The organism is Cellulosimicrobium funkei, from assembly GCF_001019615.1.
GTDB lineage: Bacteria > Actinomycetota > Actinomycetes > Actinomycetales > Cellulomonadaceae > Cellulosimicrobium > Cellulosimicrobium cellulans_E.
Genome location: NZ_JNBQ01000001.1, coordinates 105,416 through 130,912, shown reverse-complemented (window position 1 = coordinate 130,912; position 25,497 = coordinate 105,416). Strand labels below are relative to the sequence as shown.

Genomic DNA, 25,497 nt, shown 5'->3' with positions numbered 1-25,497 from the left:
CTGGGGCACGACACCCAAGCCTGCCAGATGCGACGCCCGCACCGGGGAGCCGGTCCCGGGGAGCCGACGTCCACTCGGTAAAGTTGGGACATGTCCACCCCTGCGCACGCCGACGAGCCCCGGAGGGATCCGGCGGGCGGGCGTGACAGCGGTCGCGGGCAGCCCCTCCCGGTCCCCGCGCCGCCCGGCGGGCACGCCCTGCGCATCGACCCGCGCTCGCGCACGGCCCCCGCGCCGCCGCCGCTGCCCGTGGTCGACGAGGTCTCGGCCGGCGGGCTCGTCGTCACGGTCGCGGGCGGCGACCTCTGTGCGGCGATCATCGCCCGGCGCAACCGGGGAGGACGCCTCGAGTGGTGCCTGCCCAAGGGCCATCTCGAGGGCGACGAGACGCCGGAGCAGGCCGCGGTCCGCGAGATCGCGGAGGAGACGGGCATCCAGGGGGCGGTGCAGGAGCCGCTGGGTGTCATCGACTACTGGTTCACCGGCGACGACCGCCGCGTGCACAAGGTCGTCCACCACTTCCTGCTGCGCGCGACGGGCGGCTACCTCACGGTCGAGGGCGACCCGGACGGGGAGGCCGAGGACGTCGCGTGGATCCCCGTGGCGGACCTGCCCGACCGGCTCGCCTACCCCAACGAGCGCCGGATCGCCGCCGTCGCGCAGAGCGTCCTCGAGGGCAGGCCGGCGCGGTTCCACGGGGTGGTCGAGAGTAGGGTGACCCGGACGATCGTCCGCTCGCCCGGCCGTCCGCACGACGGCCGTGGCGGCCCGGCACCGCCCGCCCCACGGAGCTCGACCGACCACTCATGACGCCCTCCCCCAGCAGCGGCGCGCGCCCCGGCGGCGCCGCGTCGGCTCCGCTCCTCGGCAGGTCCGCTCACCTCCTCGTCACCCTGGTCGCCCTGCTGGTCCTGACCGTCGGCGTCGTCCTCGGCGGTGCCGGCGCGGCGTTCGGCGTGACGGCGAGCACGACGACGCGCACCTCGACGAGCGCCTCGACGAGCACCTCGACGAGCACTGCGGCCGAGACCGAGGACGCGGTGACGCTCGAGGTCTCGTCGCTCCAGCCGACCGTCCTCGGCCCGGGCGACACGCTCACCGTGACCGCGCGCGTGACCAACGGGACCGCGGAGACGCTCGGGTCGCCCGTGGTGGCGCTCGGCATCGACCGGCGGGTGCTGAGCACCCGGTCGGCGCTCGAGAGCTGGACGACGATCGGGCTCGACGGTCGCGTCGGGGTCCGCGTCACCGGCGAGGACCTCGGGGCCCTCGCTCCGGGTGCGACGGCGGAGACGACGCTCACCGTCCCCGTCGCGGAGCTCGACCTGCACGCGGGCAGCGACTGGGGCCCGCGCGGCATCTCCCTCACGGTGTCCGACGGCGGCGCACGCCAGGCCGTCCAACGCACCTTCGTCCTCTGGGAGCCGTCGGGCGAGGTGACCCCGCTGCGCCTGAGCGTGGTCGCCGCCCTGACCGGCCCGCCGGTGGACCCCGACCCCCAGGCGTACGACGACGCGCTCTCGGCCGCGGTGGCGACGGACGGTCGCCTCGGGCGCCTGCTGGCGGCGACCGGTAGCGCGCCGGAGGTCGCGTGGGTCGCCGACCCGGCCCTGCTCGCCGCGGCGACGGGAGCCGGCGACCCGGCCGTGAACGCCTGGGCCGACGCCGTGAGCGCCGCCGCCGCCGGCCGGTCGGCGTTCGCGCTGCGCGCCTACGACCCGGACGTCGCGGCATTCGCGCACGCCGGTCTCGCACTGCCGGAGGGCACCCCGCTACCGGCCGCGACCGAACCGACGACCGAGGACCCGACGACCGACGACGAGACCCTCGGCGAGGCGACGGACGGCGAGGCGACGGACGGCGACGCGACGGAGGACGACGCGGCTGCCACGGACGAGACGCCCGACGCCGCTGCCGACCCGACGGCGTCGTGGCGGACCGACCTCGCCTGGCCGGGCGACGCCGTCCCCGACCTGGCCACGACGACGCTCGCCGCGGCGTCGGGCGCGACCGCGACCGTCGTCGGTCCCGGCGGGCTCGTCCCGGACGAGTCGCTGACCTACACGCCGTCCGGCGTCGCCGAGATCGCGACGACCGCCGGGCCCGTGAAGGCGCTCGTCGCGGACGCGGTGCTGACCGCCCTCCTGTCGGCCGGCGACGGCTCGGGTGTCACGGCGACACAGCGGATCCTCGCCGAGACGGCCGTGATCGCCCGCGAACGCCCTGCGGAGCAGCGCCACGTCGTCATCGCCCTGCCCCGGAGCTGGGAGGCGGAGCCGACGCTCTTCACGGCACGGCTCGACGCTCTCCGCGCGGCTCCCTGGGTCGACCTGGCCCCGGTGGACGACCTCCTGGCGTCCGCGCCGCCCGCCGTCGAGCGGACGACGCTGCCGGACGACGTCGTGGGCGAGGGCGAGATCACCGTCGCCCAGCTCCGTGCTCTCGACCGGTCGCGCGCGGACCTCGCCGCCTTCGCGACCGTCGCCACCGATCCCGCGACGATCACGCGCCCGCTCGAGCCCGGTTTCGTCACCCCGACCGCCGTCGCGTTCCGCGCCGCGCAGCCCTCGCGCGTGCTCGCCGTCCAGCACGCCGAGCAACGGTCCGCCGCCGTCCGGGGCACCCTCTCCGTGGAGACGCGCGCTCCGTTCCTCTTCGTGGCCGAGCAGGAGGACCTCCCCGTCCGGGTGCGCAGCACCCTCGAGCAGGAGGCGACGGTCGAGGTCGTGCTCCGGCCGGACGACCCGCGGCTGCGCGCACCGGAGCGCCGGACCGTGACGATCCCGGCCGCCACCCGGGACGCCGACGGCGACCTGGTCGCGGCCGAGACGAGCGTCGGCGTGCCCGTCGAGGGGTTCGGGAGCGGGAACGTCACGGTGGAGGTGGAGCTCGTCAGCGCGGCGCAGCCCCAGGTCCGCGTCGCGGAGCCGCAGGAGTTCGTCGTGCGCGTGCGCGCCGACTGGGAGTCGGTGGGCACCGTGGTCGTGGCGGTGCTCCTGGTCCTCGCGCTGGTGGCGGGGATCTGGCGCACGGTGCGCCGCGGCCGCTCGCCCCGCCGTCTGGCGGGCGCCACGGTGGACCAGCCGGCGCCGCCCGCGCAGGACCAGACGCCGTCGGCGCAGCCCGCCCGTCGGGACGAGGAGCGCGTCGAGTGAGCCCCGACCAGCCGCGGCACGTCCGGCCCCCGGGCGCCGGGCACGGCACGCGTCCCGGCACGACGCGCGACGTCGTCCCGTCCGGGGCGCTCCCGGGCGACCCGGCGGCGTCGGGCACCCCGGACGAGACCGCCGAGGCCGGGGCCACGGAGGCGCCCGCCCGCCGCGCGGGCGGCCTCGGCCGCTCGTCCGCGCTCATGGCGTCGGGCACGTTCGTCTCGCGCGGCCTCGGGCTCGTCCGCAACGTCCTCCTCGTGGCCGCGATCGGGACCACGGGCCTGGTCGCGGACGCGTTCGACGTCGCGAACAAGATCCCCAACGTCCTCTTCGCGATCCTCGCGGGCGGCGTCCTCAACGCCGTCCTCGTGCCGCAGATCGTCCGCGCCTATCGTGCGCGCAACACCCAGGAGCGGCTCGACAAGCTGCTCACGCTCTCCGGCGTCGTGCTGGTCGCGCTCTCGGCGCTGCTCACGGCGGGGTCGAGCATCCTCGTCGCGCTCTACACCGGGCCGGGGTGGACGGCACCGCAGACGTCGCTCGCCGTCGCCTTCGCCTTCTGGTGCACGCCACAGCTCTTCTTCTACGGGCTGTACACGCTCCTCGGGCAGGTGCTCAACGCGCGGGGCCAGTTCGGACCCTTCATGTGGGCACCGGTGCTCAACAACGTCGTGTCGATCGTCGGGTTCGCGGCGTTCATCGCGATCTACGGCCCCGCGGCCACGGGGAACGTCGACGACCTCACGCAGTGGGACGGGCCCAAGATCGCGCTGCTGGCCGGCACCGCGACGCTCGGGGTCGCCGCGCAGGCGCTCATCCTCGTCGTCCCGCTGTGGCGGGCCGGCTTCCGCTGGCACCTCCGGTTCGGCCTGCACGGCATCGGCCTGCGGTCCGCGGGCCAGGTGGCGCTGTGGACGTTCGCGGCCGTCCTCCTCGAGCAGGTCGGGGTCCTGTTCACCACACGCTTCGCGAGCGAGGCACCCCGCGCGGCGCTCGCGCAGACGTTCGGGCCCTACCGCGACGACCCCGGGACGCTCGGTGCGGTCACCGGGCTGATCACGGGCGCGCCCGACGCGTTCTCGGGAGCCCTCGCCGTGGCGGGCAACGCCGCCTACACGCAGGCGCTCATGATCTACCTGCTGCCCCACTCGCTCGTGACGGTGTCGATCGCGACGGCGCTCTTCACGGGCATGAGCGCCGCGGCGCACGAGGGCGACCTCGCGCGCGTCCGGCACGACCTCTCGCGCGGCGTGCGCACCGTCGGGGTCTTCACCGTCTTCGCGACCGTCGTGCTGGTCGTCCTCGCCCTGCCGATCACCAAGCTGCTCGTCCCCTCCGTCGACGCCGCGTCCGGCGAGGCCGTCTCCGAGGTGCTGCGCGCCATGGCGCTCGGGCTCGTCCCCCTGGGCGGCATGGTGCTCATGAAGTGGGTCTACTACGCGTTCGAGGACGGCCGGACCGTCTTCTGGATCCAGGTGCCGGGCACGCTCGTGCTCGTCGGCGTGTCCTGGCTCGCGACGCAGGTGCTGGCACCCCAGCTCTGGGTCGTGGGCATCGGCCTCGCGATGAGCGTGTCCAACCTCGTGGCCGTCGCGCTGCGGACCGTCGGGCTACGACGCACGCTCCGCGGGCTCGACGGCGCCCGGATCCTGCGCCTGCACGTCAAGGCCGGGATCGCCGCGCTCGTCAGCGGCGTCGCGGGCTGGGGCGTGCTGCGGGGTTTCGTCGTCCTCACCGGCGACGGCCCGGACGGCATCTACGGGCTCTCGTGGTGGCAGGCCGTCGTCGTGGTGTCCGTCGCCGGGGCCGTGATGACGGCCGTCTACGCGGGCGGGCTCAAGCTCATGCGCGTGCGCGAGCTCGACCAGCTCGCCGGTCCGATCGTGGGACGCGTCCGACGGCTCGTGCGACGGTGAGCGGCGCGCGGCCGCCGGGCCGCAATCGGGTGATACGCGGGCAATCAGGGCCCGCGTACCATGGTGTGTCGACCACGAGTCCCACGGAGGAGGTCCGGTGAACGGCGTGGCCCCAGGAACACTGCTCGTCGCGCGCTACCGGCTCGACGAGCAGCTCACGTCCGACCTGTCGGACGTCACCGCATGGTCGGCGCACGACCAGATCCTCGACCGTCCCGTCCGGATCTCGCTGGTCTCCGGTCCGCACGTCGCCGACGCCCTCGACTCCGCGCGGCGCGCCGCGCTCGTCGTCGACCCGCGCCTGACGCGCGTCCTCGACGTCGGGACGGAGGACGGCGGCGCGTACGTCGTGACCGAGCGGTACACGGGCATCACGCTGAGCGAGGTCGTCGCGGGCGGCATCGTCGACCCGCAGCAGGCACGCGCGATCGTCGGCGAGGCCGCGGCCGCGCTCGAGGTCGCCCGGCGGCGGGGGGTCCACCACCTCGCGCTCCGGCCCGACGCGCTCCGCGTCGACGGCAGCCGGGTCCTCGTCACGGGCCTCGGGCTCGACGCCGGCGTCGCGGGCCACGACCAGCACGACGCCGACCTGACGTCGCGCACGGACGCCGTCGGGCTCGTCGCGCTCCTCTACTACGCGATGACGGCGCGCTGGGCCGGGCCGTCCCTGGACGTCCCGTGGATCGCCCCCGACGCCATCCACCCCCTTCCCGCGCAGCGCGCGGGCGACGGGGTCCTCCCGCTCTCCGCCGTCCGCCCGGACGTCCCCGCGGAGCTGGACACGCTCTGCGCCGAGGCTTTCGCGGGCACCCACGGCACGGTCGAGGAGTGGACGGCTCCGCCCGCGGGCGACGCGCCCCGCTCCCCCGCCGACGTCGTCGGCGCGGTCGAGCCCTGGGGCGAGGTCTCGGTCGTCGCGGCACTGCCGTCGTTCGTGCAGCCCGCGACAGCTGGCGTGAGCCGCCAGTCCGTCCGCACGGCGTTCGACGGTGCGACGAGCGCGCCTCCGGGGACGCCGCCGCCCGCACCACCGGTCCGACGCCCGACGACGGGGCGCATCCACCGCGTGGGGGACGTGCCGGGCTCCGCCGGTCCGGGCGTCGCGTACGCCGCCGGGGTCGCCACGGGCGCCACGGCAGCGGTCCCGCCGCCTGCGCCGGACCCGGCGACCGCGGCCTACGCGGTGCCCCCGCCCCCCGTGGGCTACGACACCGGGACCGCGCCCGTCCAGTACGCGGCCGCACCGCCGCCCGTGCCCCCGACCACCGAGGCGCCGCAGGCCTGGAGCGAGCCCGCGCCACGCCGGCGCGGACCGCGCCGGTTCAACGCCACCCCGATCGTCCTCGTCCTCGTCCTGGGCCTCGTCGTGTGGGGCGTCGTGTGGGCGGTGAACACCGCGTTCGACGGGTTCGGACCCGCGCTCCAGACGAGCGAGGAACCGACGGGCGAGGGGTCGGAGGCTCCGTCCGAGGGCGGAGAGGGCACCGCGGACGGCGAGCAGGCCGCTCCGCCGACGGAGGTCCGGCCCGTGATCGCGTCGGGCCAGGCCCTGGACCCCGAGGGCGACGCCTCGGGCAACAACGACGGCGAGCACCCCGAGCTCGCGCCGCTCGCCTACGACCAGCAGCCCGACACGACCTGGATCTCGCGCCGGTACAACGCGGCGGACTTCGCGGGCCTGCGCTCGGGGATCGGGTTCGCCGTCACGCTCGAGGAGAAGGCGCCCGTCTCGACGGTCGTTATCGACACGGCGACGACCGGCGGCAACGTCGAGATCCGGGCGACGAGCCCGGACGCCCCCACCGAGGGCACCGTCCTCGCGAAGGGACCGCTGTCGCCCGGCGCGGAGTTCACGTTCGACCAGCCGGTCGAGGCGGAGTCGATCGTGCTGTGGTTCACCGAGCTGCCGCAGAACCCGGCCGGTGAGTTCCGCGCGGAGATCAACGAGATCCTCGTCTCCTGACGCTCCCCGGGGACGGGTGACCGTCGGTCCCGTCCGGTCCTACCGTCGCCGACCCACGGTGCATGGACGGCACACGCGCCGTGCGCCGGTGCCCCGTAGCGTGGCGAACACCCGTACCGTGGAACAGAAGCCGCCTCGGCGGCGTTCACACTCTCGCGTGGTCGGCCGCCACGCACCGAGCATCGAGGAGAGCACGTGACCGAGCAGTCTGCCGTCCAGAACCTGATCGTCGTCGGGTCCGGTCCCGCGGGGTACACCGCGGCGATCTACGCGGCGCGCGCGGGGCTCGCCCCGCTCGTGCTCGCGGGCTCCGTGACCGCCGGCGGTGCGCTCATGAACACGACGGACGTCGAGAACTTCCCCGGCTTCCCCGACGGGATCATGGGCCCGGACCTCATGGAGAACATGCGCAAGCAGGCCGAGCGGTTCGGCGCGCGCATCGAGTGGGACGACGCCACGCTGCTCGACCTCGAGGGGCCGATCAAGACCGTCGTGACGGGCAACGGCGAGACGTACCGCGCCCGCGCGGTCATCCTCGCGACCGGGTCCGCCTACCGCGAGCTCGGCCTGGACGACGAGAAGCGCCTGTCCGGGCGCGGGGTGTCCTGGTGCGCGACGTGCGACGGGTTCTTCTTCCGTGACCAGCACATCGCCGTCGTCGGCGGCGGCGACTCCGCGATGGAGGAGGCGACGTTCCTCACCCGGTTCGCCGAGAAGGTCACCCTCGTCCACCGCCGCGACGAGCTGCGCGCGTCGAAGATCATGGCCGACCGCGCGCTCAACGACCCCAAGATCGACTTCGCCTGGAACAGCGAGGTCGCCGGCATCGGCGGCGAGAACAAGGTCGAGGCGCTCACGCTGCGCGACACCGTGACGGGCGAGGAGCGCGAGCTGCCCGCGACCGGCCTGTTCGTCGCGATCGGTCACGAGCCCCGCACCGAGCTCGTCAGGGGTCAGATCGACCTGGACGACGAGGGCTACATCCAGGTCGTCGGGCGCACCACCGCGACCAACCTCGAGGGCGTGTTCGCGTGCGGCGACGCCGTCGACCACACCTACCGCCAGGCCATCACCGCGGCCGGCTCGGGGTGCGCCGCCGCGCTCGACGCGCAGCGCTACCTCACCGAGCTGGCCGACGCCGCCGGCCTGGCGGACCTCGCCGGCACGCCGAGCACGCCGAACCCGGACGAGCTGCCCGAGGCGCTCGCCGAGCTCCAGGCCTGAACCAGCGTCCCTCACTCCCACCGAGTCCTACTGCAGGAGGTCAACCATGCCGACCGTTCCGGTCACCGACGACACCTTCCGTGCCGAGGTCCTCGAGTCCGAGGTCCCCGTCCTCGTCGACTTCTGGGCGACGTGGTGCGGCCCGTGCCGCCAGGTCGCGCCGATCCTCGAAGAGCTCGCCGAGGAGTACGACGGCAAGATCAAGATCGCCAAGCTCGACACGGACGCGAACCCCGAGACGACCGGCGCCTACGGCATCGTCTCCATCCCCACGCTGAACGTCTACGTGGGCGGCGAGCTCCAGAAGTCGATCATCGGGGCGCGCCCCAAGCGGGCGCTCACCGAGGAGATCGACGCCGTGCTCGCCACGAGCGTCTGACCCGCGCCACCACCACGCCGCCGGAGGGCGGACCGCGAGCACCGCGGTCCGCCCTCCGGCGTCTTCACGGGATCCCCCGATGCCCCGTGCGACACTGGGGGTCGTGACTGGACCGACGACTCCCCCGCAGCAGCCCGCTCCCAGCGGCACCCGCCTCGACCCGTGGTTCGGTGCCTACGCAGAGCGAGCGCACGGGATGCGAGCGTCGGAGATCCGAGCGCTGTTCGCCGTGGCGAACCGACCCGAGGTCGTCTCGCTCGCCGGCGGCATGCCGTACCTCGAAGGACTCCCCCTCGACCAGATCGCCGACACGATGCAGCGCCTCGTCGCGACGCGTGGTGCCACGGTCCTCCAGTACGGCTCCGGGCAGGGTGACGAGACGCTGCGCGAGCGGATCCTCGACGTCGTCCGGCTCGAGGGGATCGAGTGCCACCCCGACGACGTCGTCGTCACGACGGGGTCGCAGCAGGCGCTCGACCTCGTGACGAGGATCTTCGTCGACCCCGGCGACGTCGTCGTGGCCGAGGCGCCGAGCTACGTCGGGGCGCTCGGCGTGTTCCGCTCGTATCAGGCGGACGTCGTGCACGTGCCCCTCGACGAGCACGGCCTCGTCCCTGAGGCGCTGGAGGAGACGCTTGCCCGCCTCGCCGCGGACGGTCGCCGCGTCAAGCTGCTCTACACCGTGCCGAACTTCCACAACCCCGCCGGGGTCACCCTCACCGCGGAGCGCCGACCGCGCATCCTGGAGATCGCGCAGCGCTACGGCGTCCTGGTCATCGAGGACAACCCCTACGGCCTCCTCGGCTTCGACGGACAGACACTCCCTGCGCTGCGCTCGCTCGACGAGGACGGCGTCCTGTACCTCGGGTCGTTCTCCAAGACCTTCGCCCCGGGATACCGCGTCGGCTGGGTCGTCGCACCCCACGCGGTCCGCGAGAAGCTCGTCCTCGCGAGCGAGTCCGCCATCCTCTGCCCGTCGAACGCCTCGCAGCTCGCGATCGCCGCGTACCTCGACACGTGCGACTGGAAGGGGCAGATCAAGCAGTTCCGCGAGCTCTACCGGGAACGCCGGGACGCCATGATCGGTGCGCTCTCCGAGCATCTCCCCTCGGCCCGCTGGACCGTGCCCGACGGCGGCTTCTACACCTGGGTCCAGCTCCCGGAGGGCCTCGACGCACGGTCGATGCTTCCGCGCGCCGTCACGGCACGCGTGGCCTACGTGCCGGGTACCGCCTTCTACGCCGACGGCACCGGCTCGAGCCACGTTCGCCTGTCCTACTGCTTCCCGACCCCCGAGCGGATCCGAGAGGGAGTCCGACGCCTCGCCGGGGTCGTCAACGCCGAGCAGGAGCTCGTCGAGATCTTCGGGACCAACGCCGAGCTCGACCCTGACCTCACGGACGTCGAGAACCCCTCGCCCAACCTGGCCTGAAGCACCTCACCACGACGCCGAGCCGGCCCTCACCGGGCGACGCCGGCACCGAACAGGAGTCCGTCAACAGTGGACACGACCACGGGTACCCCGGCGGCCACGGGTGAGGCTGCCACCACAGCCCGGACCGACGCGCAGCGCCCTGACCAGCACCTTCACCTTCTCCGGCCCGACGACGCCGTCCCCCCGGGCGGGCACGTCACGATCCTCGCCGGTGGCCTCTCCCACGAGCGCGAGGTCTCCTTGCGGTCCGGGCGCCGCGTCGCCGAGAGCCTGCGTGCCGCCGGTCTCGAGGTGACGATCCACGACGTCGACGCCGACCTCCTCCCGTTCCTCGCCGCGACGCGCCCCGACGTCGTGTGGCCGCTCCTGCACGGCGCGAGCGGCGAGGACGGCTCGATCCGCGACGTGCTCGAGCTGGTCGGGGTTCCCTACGTGGGCACCGGGCCGCGGGAGAGTCGTGCAGCCTGGAGCAAGCCCGTCGCGAAGAGCGTGGTGCTCGGAGCCGGCCTGTGCTCACCCGAGTACGTGACCCTGCCGCAGAGCCTGTTCAGGGAGCTCGGCGCCCAGCCCGTCCTGGACGCCGTCGTCGCGCGCCTCGGTCTCCCCCTCGTCGTCAAGCCGACCCATGGCGGATCGGCACTTGGCGTGACCCTCGTCGAGCGTGCCGACCAGCTCCCCCGAGCCATGGTCGACTGCTTCGCGTACGGCGACGTCGCCCTGATCGAGCGCGCCGTGCGCGGCGTGGAGCTCGCGGTCAGCGTCGTCGACCTCGGCCACGGTCCTGAGGCGCTGCCGCCTGTCGAGATCGTCACCGCCGGTCCGTACGACTTCGACGCGCGATACAACCCCGGACGAACCGAGTACTTCGCTCCCGCCCGCCTGGACGGCGACGTGCTCGGCATCGTCCGCGAGGTCGCCGTCCGCGCTCACGTCGCGCTCGGCCTGCGCGACCTGTCACGTACCGACGTGATCCTCGACCAGGACGGCGTTGTGCAGTTCCTCGAGGTCAACGTCGCACCCGGCATGACCGAGACGTCGCTCCTCCCCCAGGCGGCACGTGCCGCTGGGCTCGACCTCGGTCACCTCTACCGATCACTCGTCAACGCCCACGTGCGACATTGAGCGGCTACGGTGGGATTTCCGTGCTGCCGGTCGCCGTTTCACGTGAAACGTCGAACTAGCGAAGGCTCGACGGGTCGGCGGTCCTCGCTCCCACGCCGCGGTTCCTGATCTCCGTCGTTTCGTACTGCCGTGTCGTGGCCCTGCTTACCTGGTACGCCTCGCTGGGTCTTGCTCGCTCGTCGTGCTCGCCTGGTGCTGCCCACCTCGTGCTGCCCGCCTGGTGCTGCCCGCCTGGTGCTGCCTGCTCGGTGCTGGCCTTCTCGTGGTCATCGCCTGGTCTCGGTCACGGCTCTTGATCACTGGCATTGATCGATCGGTCTTTCTTGCCTGGTGGTGCTCGTCGGTCGTCTTCTTCGGTCGTTCGGGTCTCTGCGGGGCTCCGCCGTCGCCGGAGCGTCGTGAAGGACTCGGCTCCCGGCTGGTCCTCGCCGCGGACATCCGGAGACACGCCTCCCCCGACGCATGGTCGATCCCGCCCCACGTCACGCTCCTCGGGCCGACGGTGCTCGACCCGGCCGACAGGATCGTCCCCGCCGACGCCCACACACGTCGTGGTCACGACAGCTCACCGTCCGGTCAACCGGGCCGCGGGTCCATCGCCCCCACGGTCCGGCGCATGCTCCTGACCTCAGGCCTCATCGATCCTTGCCGACGCCCTCTCCCCTGATCTCGTACCGCACACCAGGCGACCACGGTCCGTGGGGAGGAAGAAGGGACACGCATCGCGTCGGTCCAGAAAACCTGGGGGCGGTCATCGGTCGCGCGATCGACCGCGGACGTGCTCGCGTCAGCGTGGCTCTTGCAGACGATCCGGACGGTGAGCCGCATCTCATCCGCGGAGCCTCGGTGAACATGCCGACCACATGACGACGCACCATGGCCTCGCCCAGAGCCCCAGGGTTCCCGGGACATGACCCGTTCTTCCGGTGGCGACGCCACCCGGCGGCCCGATGCCACTCTGTCCCGTGCTGTGGCGCGAGCGTCCCGTGCCGTGGCGCGAGCCGATTCGCCGAGAGGACTTCCTCATCAGGCGCCCCCACCGTCCCGGATGAACACCACTCATCCGTCCGCCGCGCCGCGTCGTGCTGCGGATCGCTCGTCCGGGGCGAACTCGTCTGCCAGATTCCACACGAACGTCACCGCAGAGGTTGCTCACCCGTCACGCGCTTCCACGGTTCGATGAGCTCCCTGTGGTCGAAGCGGGACGGCGCACGGCGCGACAGTGCGCCGCGCGGGACCGGGTTGGTTCGACCGGATCAGGCATGGGCTCGAACGCAGGCGCTCGTTCGGACACGAGGTCCGGCTTGGGCTCGGACACCCGGCTCAGGCCCGGACGCGGCCTCCCTCGGACTGGGGCTTAGATAGGGGAGGGTGACGTGACTTCAGGCCTGGTTTCGCTCTCGGGCGGTAGTTCGGTCGAGGCACCAGTTCAGACGCGGCTCAGTTTTCAGGCGCAGCACTAGTCCAGACGCGGCCCAGTTTGGGGGCGCAGGCTCAGGTTCAGACACCGGCCCGATGGCAGACCCCGGCTTAAGCTCCGGCACTAGTGCGTGCTCTGGCGCTCTCTCGGGCACTTGTACGGACGTGGACCAGAGCTTGGGGGCCGTGTGGCGGCTGCCGTCGGTCGCTGCCCTGAGCGCTGATGCCGTTAGCGATGAGCACGGACCGAGCGGGGCCCGCGCGCCGAAGTCCCCGCCCCGTAGAGACCGGGCGCCAGCGCTTGCGTGTACCCCTCCCCCCGCAGAGAGCCAGGGAACCCGAGTGCGTCGGAAGGCCCCGTGCCGCGGGACGCCTCGTCATCGGTCAGCGGGCACCGCCGGACTGTTTCACGTGAAACGGCCCCTCCGCGCGCGGCTCTCCGCCACGTAGTTCCACGTGAAACAGCGGACGGGTTTGTGGTCTCCGACACCGTGCTCTCCGCCGCCCGCAGTTCACACTGTCCTGACATCTGGCGAACGGCGCGCCATCACGGATACAGCCTGACTCAGCGACGCGAGACCGTCACGTGTTGTCCAGATCGTCACGTGATGTCGAGATCGTCATGCGGTATCGAGATCGTCATGCGCCGCGAGACCGTCACCGGATGCGCGGCCCTCCGCGAAGTACCCAGCGCGGAATCAACTACGGTGCGGGTCGCGCGACGTACTCCGGCTCGAATCATGCCGTGAGGCCCACGCGCCGTTTCGAGCTTCTGCGGCCTCCCTCCTCACTCCGTGGGTGACGACGACTCCGCGAGTGCGTTGCCCCTGGAGTCCTCGCCGGCGCACAGGCCCCGTCCAGCGGTAGGAGCGCGTTTCACGTGAAACGTTGCGGGGGGCGGCCTCGCCATCATGTGCCCGCAGACCGAGCGGTAGGTCGCGTGGAGCGCAGGGCTGGCTGAAAGCGATGACCCACCGGCACGAACGGCGTCGGTACGTGCCCGGGGCGTCGGGCCGGCCCAGGCAATGTCGGTTTCGAGCACACGCGAGCGGGACGCGGCGGCCGCCCCCAGTCGCCGCTTCACGTGGAAGACTTCGTCGGCCGCACCGCTCGCGCTCGAAGGAAGAAGTGCACACCCTCCCCCGGCGAGAGCGGCGAACATGCGACCGGGACTGCCGCGGGTGCGGGCGAGCACCTCACGACAGTCCCGGTATCGGCTTCGGACGTGCGCTGCGCTAAGAGCGCCCGACTGGGATCGCTACTTGCGGAGAAGGCCCGGGTCGTCGGGCGCCATCACGTCGAGGATCCTGTTCAGGTCCTCGACCGAGGCGAACTCGACGGTCAAGCGCCCCTTGTTCTTGCCGAGGTCGACCTTCACGCGCGTCTCGAAGCGGTCGGAGAGGCGATGAGCGAGCTCGTCGATCGCAGCGGAGCGCTGACCCGCGCGCGGCGCGCGCGGCGCACGCCTTTCGCCGTCCAGACCGCCCATCGCGACGATCTCCTCGGTTGCACGGACCGAGAGCCCCTCAGCCACGATCCTCTGGGCGAGGCGCTCGATCTCCGCACCGTCGGTGAGACCCAGGAGCGCGCGCGCATGACCAGCGGAGAGAACGCCCGCCGCGACCCGCCGCTGGACCAGGGGTGGGAGTCGCAGAAGCCTCAAAGTGTTGGAGATCTGCGGGCGACTCCGAGAGATGCGTTCAGCGAGCTCCTCGTGCGTGCATCCGAAGTCGTCGAGGAGCTGGCGGTACGCTGCCGCCTCCTCCAAGGGATTGAGGGCGCTCCGGTGCAGGTTCTCGAGCAGTGCGTCGCGCAGCAGGTCAGCGTCATCTGTCTCGCGGATGATCGCGGGAATCACGTCGAGTCCGGCGGCCTGCGTCGCGCGCCACCTCCGCTCCCCCATGATCAGCTCGAAGGAACCGTCCTCCCCGGGGACGGGTCGAACGACGATGGGTTGAAGAACGCCGATCTCACGGATCGAACCGACGAGCTCGTCGAGATCCCCCTCGTCGAAGACCGTGCGTGGCTGGCGTGGATTCGGACGGATGGACGCGGTCGGCACCTCGGCGAATCGTGCGCCGGGGACCGGTACGAGGTCCTCAGCCGCGCTCCCCATCCACTCCTCGGTGCTGGGGGTGGGCTCGCCGCGGGGATCCGCCCGAGGCGACTTCGCGATCCCCTCGCCCGGCGTGTCCACGCCATCCGTCGTGGCGCTCGTCGTTTCACGTGAAACGACGCTCGCGGCATCGTCACGGATCGAAGGCGCACCCTCGGTGCTCTGCTCGGTCCCCTCCGCGCTGTCGTGCTCCCTGGGCCGCGCCGGCTCGTCGTCACTCCGGCCGAGCGCACCATCGTCTCCCGCGCTCACGGCTTCCAGCTCGGCGAGGTCATGAGCCGAGAGCGATGTCAGAGAGTCCAGGTCCGCAGGACCTGAGCCGGCCTCCGCGACAAGGGTGACGACAGGAGTGCCCTGCGTCCCGCTCTCGGCCGACCCCTTCCCGCCCCCGTCACCTGCGGAAGCGCCCTCGTTCAGCGCGTCGGTCGCGGGCTCCTCAGTCGTCGGGCTCGGAAAGAAGACGTCTACCGGTCGCTTCCCCTCTGAGCTGGTCGGAATGAGAGCCCCGAGCCCCCGGCCGAGCCCTCGACGCTTCTCGCTCATCGCAGTTCCTCCTGCCGCAGGCCGGGACCACCGATGGTGCCGGCAAACTCATGTTCGGTTCGGACCGCCTCGGGCACAGGGGCAGTCTCGGGATCGTCGCCGTGCTCGAGAGCCGCATCCTGCCCTGCGGGCGCACCCAGCTCGCGATCGGCAGGCCTGTTCGCTCCGCGGTGCGTCAGTTCACGTGCTGCCTCGAGATACGCGAGCGCACCCGTCGAGCCCGGATCGTAGGTCATCACCGTCTGCCCGTGGCTCGGGGCCTCTGAGATGCGCACCGAGCGCGGCACGGTCGTCCGCAAGGTCTGGTCAGGGAAGTGCTCGCGCACCTCTGCCGCCACCTGCTGCGCGAGATTGGTTCGCCCGTCGTACATCGTCAGCAGGATCGTCGAGACATGCAGGCCGGGGTTGAGGTGCGACTTGATGAGCTCGATCGTCTTCAGGAGCTGGCTCAGTCCCTCGAGCGCGTAGTACTCGCACTGGATCGGGATGAGCACCTCCCGACCGACGACGAAGGCATTCACGGTGAGAAGGCCCAGGCTGGGCGGGCAGTCGACCAGGACATAGTCGATAGGTGCCAGGCCCTCACGCTCCCGCGCTGCCAGGTACTCGTCCAGAGCGCGGCGGAGCCGTGTTTCACGTGAAACGAGGGAGACCAGTTCGATCTCCGCGCCCGAGAGGTCGATCGTCGCCGGTACACACCACAGCGTCGGGATGTCAGGGCACTGCTGAACCGCGCTGGCGAGCGGATCGCCGTCGACCAGGACCTCGTAGACCGACGGGGTCCCGGCGCGGTGCTCGACGCCGAGCGCGGTCGATGCGTTGCCCTGAGGATCGTTGTCGATCACGAGCACGTTGAGCCCCGCCAGGGCGAGACCGGCAGCGAGATTCACCGTCGTCGTGGTCTTCCCCACGCCGCCCTTCTGGTTCGCCACCGTGATGATGCGCGTCGACGCCGGACGTGGGAAGCGGCGGCCTTGGAGGTCGATGCGGCGCCTGGCGTCCTCGGCGAGCTGAGCGGCGAGCGGTGTCGACTCGTCCGTGACCGGCAGGCTCGCCATCAGGGCTGCTCTCCGGTCGTCCTCACTCCCGGAGTTCCGAGCCCCTCCCCCGTCCCGGGAGAGCGACGTCGCCGACCGATCCTGAGGTCCTCCAGGGTCGACAGGGCTTTCCGTCACGCGTCTCATCCTCTCCGTCGTCGCGTCCCAGCATGCGCCGTCCAGCCCACCCATCGGTGGATGTCGAGCGCTCGTCGCCCCCGTGTCGTCACACAGCGGTGCCGACGTCGAGGGTTGGGTTCAGCGTGCCCCAGTCTGCCGCACGATGCGCACCACAGTGGTGGTCTCTACACCGGGGATCGTCGGCGCGTCAACGATCTCGGGTTCGCCCCCCTTGAGCCGTCGCAGCACCTTGCGGGCGGGCTCCACCTCGCGCGCCACGTTGCGCCCCTTCAGCACGATCATCTCGCCGCCCGGTCGAACGAGCGGCAGCGAGAGCCGGACCAGCTTGTCCAGGGCGGCCACGGCGCGAGACGTCACCGCGTCGCACTCGAACGCGCCGTGGTACTCCTCCGCACGGCCCCGCTTCACCTCGATGTTCGCGAGGTTCAGATCCGTGGCGATCTCCGACAACCACGCGCAGCGCCGCTCCATCGGCTCGACCAGGTACACGGAGGCCCCTGGCCGCATCGCTGCGATCACGACCCCGGGGAGCCCCGCGCCGGATCCGATGTCTGCGATGAGCCCTGTCTCCGGAAGGAACGGCACGACCGCGGCAGAGTTCAGGATGTGCCGGTCCCAGATGCGAGGAACCTCGCGGGGACCGATCAGTCCCCGCAGCTCGCCTTCCTCGCGCAGGCGGTCCGCAAACCGTTCGATGGTCGGGTACGCCGCACCGAAGTACTCGGTCAGCGACTCCCGGGAGATCTCCGGCTCCGCGTTGCCGTCTACCAGGTCGCGCATCGGCTCCTCTGCTTCCTCGTCAATGGGCACGCCACATCGTTTCACGTGAAACGCCCGACGGCGTGCCCGACCACCACGTGATCCGCGTCGTCCCGTGCGACTCCCAGGCACCAGAGCCACATCCGTGCGCCCGCCGCTCCCGCGTCAGCTCGAGGCGGGCCGAAGGCCACCCGTTGAAGGAGACAGGAGTGACGCCGGGCCCGACGCAAGACTGCCAGCGACCGCTACCGGGTCCTGCGACGGCAGAAAAAGACGTTCGCCCCCCGTTTCACGTGAAACGGGGGGCGAACGGAATCCGACACCAAGCAGTGAAGCAGTGTCAGTCAGCGGGGTAGATCACCACGTAGCGCTGAGGCTCGACGCCCTCGGAGTCGCTCCGGAGGCCGGCGGCAGCCACCGCGTCGTGGATCACCTTGCGCTCGAAGGCGTTCAGCGGTTCCAGCGAGACCTTCGCCCCACCGGACTGAACACGAGAGATCGCCTCCTCAGCCTGAGCGGTGAGCTCACGACGTCGAGCGGCGCGGAAACCGGCCACGTCCAGCATCAGTCGACTCCGCTCCCCCGTCCGCGCCTGGACAGCGAGGCGGGTCAGCTCCTGGAGCGCGTCGAGAACGTCGCCGTCCTCACCGACGAGGGAACGCAGCGCGGCGGGATCGTCAGCGACGATCTCGACGGCCGCGCGGTCGTGCTCGACGTCGATGTCGATGTCACCGTCGAGGTCGGCGATGTCGAGCAGCTCCTCGAGGTAGTCCGCTGCGATCTCACCCTCCTCCTCCAGGCTGGTGGTCTCGCGCGTCGACTCCTCGGTGGCGGCGTCTTCAGGTGCTGGGGTCTCGGTAGGCGTCATGACGGTGCTCCTCACGGCGGGGCGCGCACGCGCGCGGGTCTACTTCTGCTTCTTCTTCTTGGGCGCGGGCTTGGACGCCCCGGTGGCCGGAGAGCCCTTCGCGCCGTCGTTCGTCCCAGATCCATCTGCCGCCTTGGGGGCGTCCTCGACGGGAGCGTCCTCGACCGGAACGTCGTCGACGTTGGGTGTGGTCGTCCCGACCGGACGGGGCGCAGCCTTCTGTCGGTCCTTACGCTTCGGCTGCTGACGCTGCCCGCGCGGCTGCTCGATCACCGGCGTGGCGTCCTCGACGACCCCCTTCGCCGCGCGCTTGCGCGCCTGGCGCTCCTTGAGGAGTCGCTCCGCCTCGGAGCCCGGCGCCGGCATACGACGGATCGTGTAGAACTGCTGACCCATGGACCAGAGGTTCGTCGTCGTCCAGTACACGAGCACACCGACCGGGAAGTTGACACCCGAGACGGCGAAGATGAACGGGAAGACGTAGAGCATCATCTTCTGCGTCGACGCCATCGGGCCCTCGAGGGCGGCCTTCGGCATGTTCTTCATCGTGAGCTGGCGCTGCGTGAAGAAGGTGGTGGCGCACATCGCGACGATGAGCACGGCGATGACGATCTTGGTCTGCAGGTCGTCTGTACGCAGGAACACGTCGGACAGCTGCGCTCCGAACACCGACGAGCTCTCGATGTCGCTCGCGACCGCCGAGTTGATCGGACCGATCGGGTCGTCCGTGCCGTTGGAGATGGGCACGAGGCCGTTGAGCACGCGGAAGAGCGCGAAGAAGATCGGGGACTGCAACAGGATCGGCATGCACGACGCGAAGGGGTTCGTCCCGTGCTTGCGGTACAGGTCCATCGTCTCGCGGCTCATGGCCTCGCGGGACGCCGGGTCCGTCTTGCCCTTGTACTTCTTCTGGATCGCCTGCATCTCCGGTTGCAGCATCTGCATGCCGCGCGATGCCTTGATCTGCTTGAAGAACAGCGGGATCAGCAGGATGCGGATGATGATGACGAGCCCGACGATCGACAGGACCCACGCCGGGCCGGGGCCGTCGGAGAACCCGAGGAACACCAGACCCTGGTGGCACAGGTACATGATCCACGCCACGACCCACTCGATCGGGGCGAGGAACGCGAAGAAGTCCATCGGTGACTGCTCCCTCAACTTCAGACAAAGCTTGTGAATCGCCCGATGTCGGGCTGCGGACTAGTGCGTGTGTCGTGCCGGCGGAACGTCGTCGACCCCACCGAGGCTCCAGGGGTTGCAGCGCAGCAGCCGCCAGAGGGCGAGGCCCGTTCCGCGCAGGGCGCCGTGACGACGCACCGCCGTGAGGGCGTACTGGGAGCAGGACGGGTAGTACTTGCACGTGGGCCCGGTCATCGGGGAGATCACCGACTGGTAGGCCCGGATCATGCCGATGAGGGTGAGCGCCGGGACGCGACGCAGCACGGCGACGACGCGACGCACGAAGCCGGGAGTTCCGCGGTCGGCGGCGTCCTCAGGGGACGTCGCGCCGGGAGCGTCGACCGGGTGGGTGGTCGTCATTGATCCACGCCCGCACGCTCGTGGAGGCGCCGTACGGCGCGATCAAGGCCGCGGTCGAGGTCGGCGCTCAAGTCGCCGAACGTCGCCGCGGCGGAGGCGGGAAGCGCCCGGACGACAGCACGCCCGTGGTCGGGCAGCATGTCGAGGCGCGCCGCAGTGGCGGCGCGCAGCCGACGCTTCACGAGGTTGCGGTGCACCGCGTTCCCCACCGCCTTGGAGACGACGAAGCCGACCTGTGGTCGCGCATCACCCTCGAGATCCTCGGAGAGGTGCACGACCACGGTCGACCTACCCGCACGCACGCCACGGCGCACCGCCCGCTCGAAATCGACGGAACGGCGCAGTCGGTGCGCCGCGGGGAGCACGTGGGATCAGGCAGAGAGCTCGGTGCGGCCCTTGCGACGGCGGGCAGCCAGGATGGCGCGGCCGGCACGGGTCCGCATGCGCAGCCGGAAGCCGTGGGTCTTCGCCCGGCGCCGGTTGTTCGGCTGGAAGGTCCGCTTGCTCACGAGGTACTCCAAGAACGTCGGGGAGGTACACCGTCTATGTCCTCGACGATGCAGTGACAGGTCCCGGTTGGAGCCTGTCGGTGGTTCAGGTCGTGCACCGCGCGGTCACCCGCACGGTCGCCGTCCAGGCACGCGGATCGAGTGGGCCATTGCTGGGGGCACCGGATCTTTGCAGGCAGCTCAGGACGCGAGGCCTCGTGTCGAGTCTCCTCCACGCGGGCGCGCCAAGAACACCTGGAACGGCTGTCTGACGTTACGCTGCGCGACCCCTTCGGGTCAAACCAGGAGAGGTGAGAGGCGCCGCGCCGCGAGTGCCGCGCCGACGCGGTCCCAACGACACCCATCGGGGCTGAGAGCATCCTCACCCTACAACCCACAGCCTGTGGACAACTATGTGGACGAGGGGTTCCCATGGCACGATCGACCCCAGCATCACCACACCCGTGACCTTCTTTCGTCGGCGCACCTCGCCCGGCCCGTCAGCGCGCGCTCGACGGTCGGCTCCGCGTGCCGGCGCACACCCTCGACCTGTGAGGAACTGCCCGTGGCCAACCCGGACGAGAACATCGCCGACGTCTGGGCGCAGACCCTGAGCATCCTCGAGGCGAGCCCGGACATCACACCGCGGCAGATCGCCTTCATCCGGCTGGCCAAGCCGCTCGCGATCCTCGACGACACGGTGTTCATCGCGGTGCCGCACGAGCAGACCCGCACCTACCTCGAGACCCGGGTGCGCGACGACCTGGTGACGGCGATGTCCTCGTGCCTCGGACGCGACGTCCGCTTCGGCATCACGGTCGACCCGGAGCTCAGCTCGGACCCCGTCGTCGCCCCAGCCTCCCGCCCCGCCGTGGAACGCCCGTACATCGAGCCGGACGACGGTCTTCCCGACCTCCCTCCCCCTCCCCCGCCGCGACCGCAGGCGGAGCCGAGCCGGCTCAACCCCAAGTACGTCTTCGAGACGTTCGTCATCGGGTCGTCGAACAGGTTCGCGCACGCGGCGGCGGTCGCCGTCGCCGAGGCGCCCGCCAAGGCCTACAACCCGCTCTTCATCTACGGAGACTCGGGCCTCGGCAAGACGCACCTGCTGCACGCGATCGGTCACTACGCGCACAACCTCTATCCGAACGTCCGCGTGCGCTACGTGAACTCCGAGGAGTTCACCAACGACTTCATCAACTCGATCGGTGAGGGCAAGGCGGGCGCGTTCCAGCGCCGCTACCGGGACGTCGACGTCCTCCTCATCGACGACATCCAGTTCCTCCAGGGCAAGGAACAGACGATGGAGGAGTTCTTCCACACCTTCAACGCCCTCCACAACGCCAACAAGCAGGTCGTCATCACGTCCGACCTGCCGCCCAAGCAGCTCAACGGGTTCGAGGACCGACTCCGCTCCCGGTTCGAGTGGGGTCTCATCACCGACGTCCAGCCGCCGGACCTCGAGACGCGCATCGCCATCCTCCGCAAGAAGGCATCGAGCGAGCGGCTCGCGGCTCCGGACGACGTGCTCTCCTACATCGGCTCCCGCATCTCGACGAACATCCGCGAGCTCGAGGGCGCGCTGATCCGGGTGACGGCCTTCGCGAACCTCAACCGCCAGCAGGTCGACCTCCCGCTCGCCGAGATCGTCCTCAAGGACCTCATCACCGACGAGGACAGCGCGGAGATCACCCCCGCCGCGATCATCGCGCAGACGGCCGCGTACTTCGGCCTGACGATCGACGACCTCTGCGGGAGCTCGCGCTCGCGCGTCCTCGTCACCGCGCGGCAGATCGCCATGTACCTGTGCCGCGAGCTGACCGACCTCTCGTTGCCGAAGATCGGCCAGCAGTTCGGCGGGCGCGACCACACGACGGTCATGCACGCGAACCGCAAGATCACCGAGCAGATGGCGGAGCGACGGTCCACCTACAACCAGGTCACCGAGCTGACGAGCAGGATCAAGCAGCAGCACCGGGGCTGAGGCGCGTCGCCGTGGGCCGGCCCGCGCACGCCGTCGGGAAGGTCCGACCCGGTCCGTCGATCCACCGTGGTCTCCCTACGCCCCGCACGGGAGGCTGCTCGGTTCCTGCACGACCGCACGCTCCCCGTCACGCGCCCGCGGCGTCGGGTCTCGGCGCGCTCGACGCTTCCAGCCGTGCCGATCCTCGGTCCGCAGCGCGCTCCCGTCATGGGTCCATGCCGGGCTCCCGCGCGAGCAGGACCGTGTCACGTTCCCGCACCGGCTCTCCCGGCCGCCCAGGTGCCCGTGCGGCCACGTCGGCGACGACCGGTGCCTCCGCCGCACCGTCTGGCGACGTCCTCCTCCGCCTCGTCCACACCGATCCACAGAGATGCCCACCGGGGTGCATCATCCTGTGGATACAGCCCTCACGAACGTCCCGACGTAGCCTGGCGACCCCGGAAGAACGCTTCGTACACAGCGTGTGGGTCGAGTTGTCCACAGTCATCCACAGGGCATCTGTGAGTTGTGACATCCGCGTGATCTGGGGACCCGCGTTCGCCCACAGCACCCAGCGGCTCTCCACAATCCGCGGAGTACCGAGCGTTTTTCCCGGGAGGCCTGTGGAAACGGTGCGTCGTGCACAGTCTGCGGACGGCACTCGGAGGCGGCTGCTGTGCACGCTTCTGTGGATAACTGTGGACGACCGGCCCTACGGTGTGGACGACGAGGTGCTCCACGGTGGACGACGTGTGGGGACAGATCGCTCGCCCACAGGCCGTGCGACTTTCCCACAGCGAGACCACGGGTTCGTCCACACGCATTTCCGGGTCCTGACCTGCACTGACACCCGTTTTCCACGCATTCCACAACCCCTATGACGACGACGAAGGTTTGATCAAGGGGAATTCCACACGCCTTCATCAGGCTCCGGCGGCCGACCCGCGCGACCTGCTCCGACCACGATCCCGCACCAGCCGCCGACCGGCCATCGGCATGCCGACGGAAGGGGCAGGCGCACCGGCCGACACCACATCGACGTCGGTGCACAGGACCGTCCCCAGGCACGTCGTTCCAGTTCCTCCCGACCTGCTCCTCGCGTAGGGTTCATGCACGACACGTGTGCGCGGACCTGCGACCCGAGCTCCTCGCGTCCCCCGCCACGGCTTTCGCCCGGGCGGTCAGGACGTCACTCAGCCCGACGACGAGCCGTGCGCCGAGGCGCAGCCGGACGGCACATGTGAAGATCGAGTCCGATCAGGTCGTTGGGACGAGAGGGTTTGGGATGAAGTTCCGGGTTGAGCGTGATGTCCTGGCCGACGCGGTGACCTGGACGGCGCGGACCCTGCCGACCCGCCCGCCTGCTCCGGTGCTCGCCGGGGTGCGGCTCGAGGCCGACGCGTCCGGGACGATCGGCCTGTCGAGCTTCGACTACGAGGTCTCGGCCCGCTCGGAGATCCCCGCGGAGGTGAGCGAGCCCGGCACGGTGCTCGTGTCCGGTCGTCTGCTCGCCGAGATCTCCCGCGCGCTCCCGGCGAAGCCGGTCGACGTCGTGCTCGAGGGCAGCAAGGTCACCGTGACGTGTGGCGCGAGCCGCTTCACGCTCCTCACCATGCCTGTGGACGAGTACCCCGCGCTGCCCGCCATGCCCGAGCTCTCGGGAACGGTCTCCGGCGACGAGCTGACGAACGCCGTCGCGCAGGTCACGGTGGCGGCGAGCCGTGACGACACGCTCCCCCTGCTCACCGGGGTCCGGGTCGAGATCGAGGGCGAGAAGATCACGCTCCTCGCCACGGACCGCTACCGCCTGGCGCTCCGCGAGCTCACGTGGACTCCTGTCACCCCCAGCTACTCGGCGGTGGCGCTCGTCCGGGCACGCACCCTCAACGACGTGGCCAAGTCGCTCGGCAGCTCGGGCCTCGTGAACGTCGGCCTGAACACCGGGGCCGGGGTGGACCTCATCGGCTTCGAGGCGGGCGGCCGCCACACCACGTCGCAGCTCGTCGACGGCGACTACCCCGCCGTGCGTCGGCTGTTCCCCGACGAGACCCCGATCCACGCGGTCGTCCCCACGGCTCCGCTCATCGACGCGGCCAAGCGCGTGTCGCTCGTCGCGGAGCGCAACACCCCGATCCGGCTGTCGTTCACGGACGGGCAGGTGGTGCTCGACGCGGGGCAGGGCGACGACGCGCAGGCGTCCGAGGCGCTGGAGGCCGTGCTCGTGGGCGAGGACATCTCGGTGGCCTTCAACCCCCAGTTCCTCCTGGACGGTCTCGGGGCTCTCGGGACGGACTTCGTGCGCCTGAGCTTCACGCACCCGAACAAGCCCGTGGAGTTCACCGGGCAGGACTCGCTGGACGGCGAGGACTCCTCGCACTACCGCTACCTGCTCGTGCCGATCCGCTTCGCGGGCTGACCGCGCGGACGGCTCCGCCCTGTCTCTCGACCGCCTCACCGCACCCCGGAGGACTCGCATGGTCACGCGCATCGGACTCGTCGGCCTCGGCAAGATGGGCAACAACATGCGGGCGCGCATCCGCGCGGCCGGCATCGAGGTCGTCGGCTACGACCCTCGCCCGGAGGTCTCCGACGTCGCGAGCCTCGCCGACCTCGTCGCGGACCTGCCCGACGACGGTCCGCGCATCGTGTGGGTCATGGTGCCCGCGGGCGAGCCGACGCGTGGCGTGGTGACCGAGCTCGGCGACCTGCTCGGCGCGGGCGACTTCGTCATCGAGGGCGGCAACTCGTACTACGCGGAGGACCAGGCGCGCGCCGCCGAGCTGGCCGAGAAGGGTGTGGGCTACCTCGACGTCGGTGTCTCCGGCGGGGTCTGGGGTCTCGAGAACGGCTACGGCCTCATGGTCGGCGGCGACCCGGTCCACGTCGAGGCCGCGATGCCCATCTTCGACGCCCTGCGGCCCGACGGCCCCCGCGAGGAGGGCTTCGTCCACGCCGGCGAGGTCGGTGCCGGTCACTTCGCCAAGATGGTCCACAACGGCATCGAGTACGGCCTCATGCAGGCGTATGCGGAGGGCTACGAGCTCCTCGCCGCGAAGAGCGAGCTCGTCAAGGACGTGCACGGCACGATGAAGGCGTGGACGCGCGGCACGGTCGTGCGGTCCTGGCTCCTCGACCTGTTCGTCAAGGCGCTCGAGGAGGACCCCCAGCTCGCCGAGATCGACGACTGGGTCGACGACTCCGGCGAGGGTCGCTGGACGGTCGACGAGGCCATCGACAACGCCGTCCCGCTGCCCGTCATCTCGGCCGCGCTCTTCGCGCGCTTCGCCTCCCGCCAGGAGCAGTCCCCGGCGCTCAAGGCCGTCGCGGCGCTGCGCCAGCAGTTCGGCGGGCATGCCGTCAAGGCCGCCGGCCCGGCCTCCCCGGGGGCCGGACCGCTCGAGCCCCCGGCCTGACCGGGGCGTCCGCCCGC

Annotated in this window: 19 protein-coding genes; 11 read left to right on the top strand and 8 right to left on the bottom strand. The window is 71.2% G+C overall.

Translation table 11 applies throughout. From position 1 onward, the window contains the following. The first annotated feature begins 90 nt into the window (after nucleotides 1–90). The 8 genes from FB00_RS00600 (at nucleotide 91) to FB00_RS00565 (ending at nucleotide 11,191) form a co-directional block, all read left to right on the top strand. Entirely contained in the window at nucleotides 91–810 is a 720-nt protein-coding gene (locus FB00_RS00600; protein WP_082140821.1) for an NUDIX hydrolase, read from the top strand. Further along, complete coding sequence (locus FB00_RS00595) at nucleotides 807–3,155, top strand: DUF6049 family protein (protein ID WP_047230905.1); 2,349 nt, start codon at nucleotides 807–809, stop codon at nucleotides 3,153–3,155. The genes FB00_RS00600 and FB00_RS00595 overlap by 4 nt, the downstream gene beginning before the upstream one ends. Continuing rightward, on the top strand, nucleotides 3,152–5,068 hold the full coding sequence (gene murJ / locus FB00_RS00590; protein ID WP_231581651.1) for a murein biosynthesis integral membrane protein MurJ: 1,917 nt from the start codon (nucleotides 3,152–3,154) through the stop codon (nucleotides 5,066–5,068). Before FB00_RS00595 ends, murJ begins: the two co-directional genes overlap by 4 nt. A 106-nt stretch (nucleotides 5,069–5,174) precedes the next feature. Next, nucleotides 5,175–7,031 carry a protein kinase family protein gene (locus FB00_RS00585; protein ID WP_231581650.1) on the top strand — a complete coding sequence of 619 codons (1,857 nt, stop codon included), beginning with the start codon at nucleotides 5,175–5,177 and terminating at the stop codon, nucleotides 7,029–7,031. Nucleotides 7,032–7,226: 195 nt separating this feature from the next. Next, a complete protein-coding gene (trxB, locus tag FB00_RS00580) occupies nucleotides 7,227–8,255 on the top strand; it encodes a thioredoxin-disulfide reductase (protein ID WP_047230903.1) in 1,029 nt (342 codons plus the stop codon). 46 nt (nucleotides 8,256–8,301) lie between these two features. Continuing rightward, entirely contained in the window at nucleotides 8,302–8,634 is a 333-nt protein-coding gene (gene trxA, locus FB00_RS00575; RefSeq protein WP_047230902.1) for a thioredoxin, read from the top strand. 79 nt (nucleotides 8,635–8,713) lie between these two features. After that, nucleotides 8,714–10,066 carry a PLP-dependent aminotransferase family protein gene (locus FB00_RS00570; protein WP_082140820.1) on the top strand — a complete coding sequence of 451 codons (1,353 nt, stop codon included), beginning with the start codon at nucleotides 8,714–8,716 and terminating at the stop codon, nucleotides 10,064–10,066. A gap of 204 nt (nucleotides 10,067–10,270) precedes the next feature. Further along, nucleotides 10,271–11,191 (top strand): D-alanine--D-alanine ligase family protein, encoded by a 921-nt coding sequence (locus tag FB00_RS00565; RefSeq protein ID WP_047231208.1) that lies wholly within the window; start codon nucleotides 10,271–10,273, stop codon nucleotides 11,189–11,191. A gap of 2,677 nt (nucleotides 11,192–13,868) precedes the next feature. On the opposite strand, the gene FB00_RS00560 is transcribed toward FB00_RS00565, so the two are convergent. The 8 genes from FB00_RS00560 to rpmH form a co-directional block, all read right to left on the bottom strand. Next, nucleotides 13,869–15,269 (bottom strand): ParB/RepB/Spo0J family partition protein, encoded by a 1,401-nt coding sequence (locus FB00_RS00560; RefSeq protein ID WP_047230900.1) that lies wholly within the window; start codon nucleotides 15,267–15,269, stop codon nucleotides 13,869–13,871. Further along, nucleotides 15,266–16,327 (bottom strand): ParA family protein, encoded by a 1,062-nt coding sequence (locus tag FB00_RS00555; RefSeq protein WP_156186242.1) that lies wholly within the window; start codon nucleotides 16,325–16,327, stop codon nucleotides 15,266–15,268. The genes FB00_RS00560 and FB00_RS00555 overlap by 4 nt, the downstream gene beginning before the upstream one ends. 237 nt (nucleotides 16,328–16,564) lie before the next feature. Next, nucleotides 16,565–17,227 (bottom strand): 16S rRNA (guanine(527)-N(7))-methyltransferase RsmG, encoded by a 663-nt coding sequence (gene rsmG, locus FB00_RS00550; RefSeq protein WP_047231206.1) that lies wholly within the window; start codon nucleotides 17,225–17,227, stop codon nucleotides 16,565–16,567. 319 nt (nucleotides 17,228–17,546) lie between these two features. Continuing rightward, nucleotides 17,547–18,074 carry a protein jag gene (locus tag FB00_RS00545; RefSeq protein WP_047230899.1) on the bottom strand — a complete coding sequence of 176 codons (528 nt, stop codon included), beginning with the start codon at nucleotides 18,072–18,074 and terminating at the stop codon, nucleotides 17,547–17,549. A gap of 39 nt (nucleotides 18,075–18,113) precedes the next feature. Continuing rightward, nucleotides 18,114–19,217: a membrane protein insertase YidC gene (yidC, locus tag FB00_RS00540; protein ID WP_047230898.1), complete on the bottom strand. Its 1,104-nt coding sequence runs from the start codon at nucleotides 19,215–19,217 to the stop codon at nucleotides 18,114–18,116. Between the two features lie 60 nt (nucleotides 19,218–19,277). Continuing rightward, nucleotides 19,278–19,616 carry a membrane protein insertion efficiency factor YidD gene (gene yidD / locus FB00_RS23060; protein ID WP_082140818.1) on the bottom strand — a complete coding sequence of 113 codons (339 nt, stop codon included), beginning with the start codon at nucleotides 19,614–19,616 and terminating at the stop codon, nucleotides 19,278–19,280. Beyond that, nucleotides 19,613–19,981 (bottom strand): ribonuclease P protein component, encoded by a 369-nt coding sequence (rnpA, locus tag FB00_RS00530; RefSeq protein ID WP_047230897.1) that lies wholly within the window; start codon nucleotides 19,979–19,981, stop codon nucleotides 19,613–19,615. The genes yidD and rnpA overlap by 4 nt, the downstream gene beginning before the upstream one ends. A gap of 6 nt (nucleotides 19,982–19,987) precedes the next feature. Further along, nucleotides 19,988–20,125 (bottom strand): 50S ribosomal protein L34, encoded by a 138-nt coding sequence (gene rpmH, locus FB00_RS00525; RefSeq protein WP_034225701.1) that lies wholly within the window; start codon nucleotides 20,123–20,125, stop codon nucleotides 19,988–19,990. 544 nt (nucleotides 20,126–20,669) lie between these two features. Between rpmH and dnaA the strand changes: the two genes are divergently transcribed. The 3 genes from dnaA to gnd all read left to right on the top strand — a co-directional run bounded on the left by dnaA (nucleotide 20,670) and on the right by gnd (nucleotide 25,480). Next, the gene (gene dnaA / locus FB00_RS00520) at nucleotides 20,670–22,088 is read left to right on the top strand and encodes a chromosomal replication initiator protein DnaA (RefSeq protein ID WP_047230896.1); all 1,419 of its coding nucleotides are present in this window, start codon (nucleotides 20,670–20,672) and stop codon (nucleotides 22,086–22,088) included. A 1,264-nt stretch (nucleotides 22,089–23,352) separates the two neighbouring features. Then, nucleotides 23,353–24,483, top strand: coding sequence for a DNA polymerase III subunit beta (gene dnaN / locus FB00_RS00515; protein ID WP_047230895.1), 1,131 nt, complete (start codon nucleotides 23,353–23,355; stop codon nucleotides 24,481–24,483). A 58-nt stretch (nucleotides 24,484–24,541) separates the two neighbouring features. Next, nucleotides 24,542–25,480 carry a phosphogluconate dehydrogenase (NAD(+)-dependent, decarboxylating) gene (gnd, locus tag FB00_RS00510; RefSeq protein ID WP_047230894.1) on the top strand — a complete coding sequence of 313 codons (939 nt, stop codon included), beginning with the start codon at nucleotides 24,542–24,544 and terminating at the stop codon, nucleotides 25,478–25,480. Nucleotides 25,481–25,497: the final 17 nt, after the last annotated feature.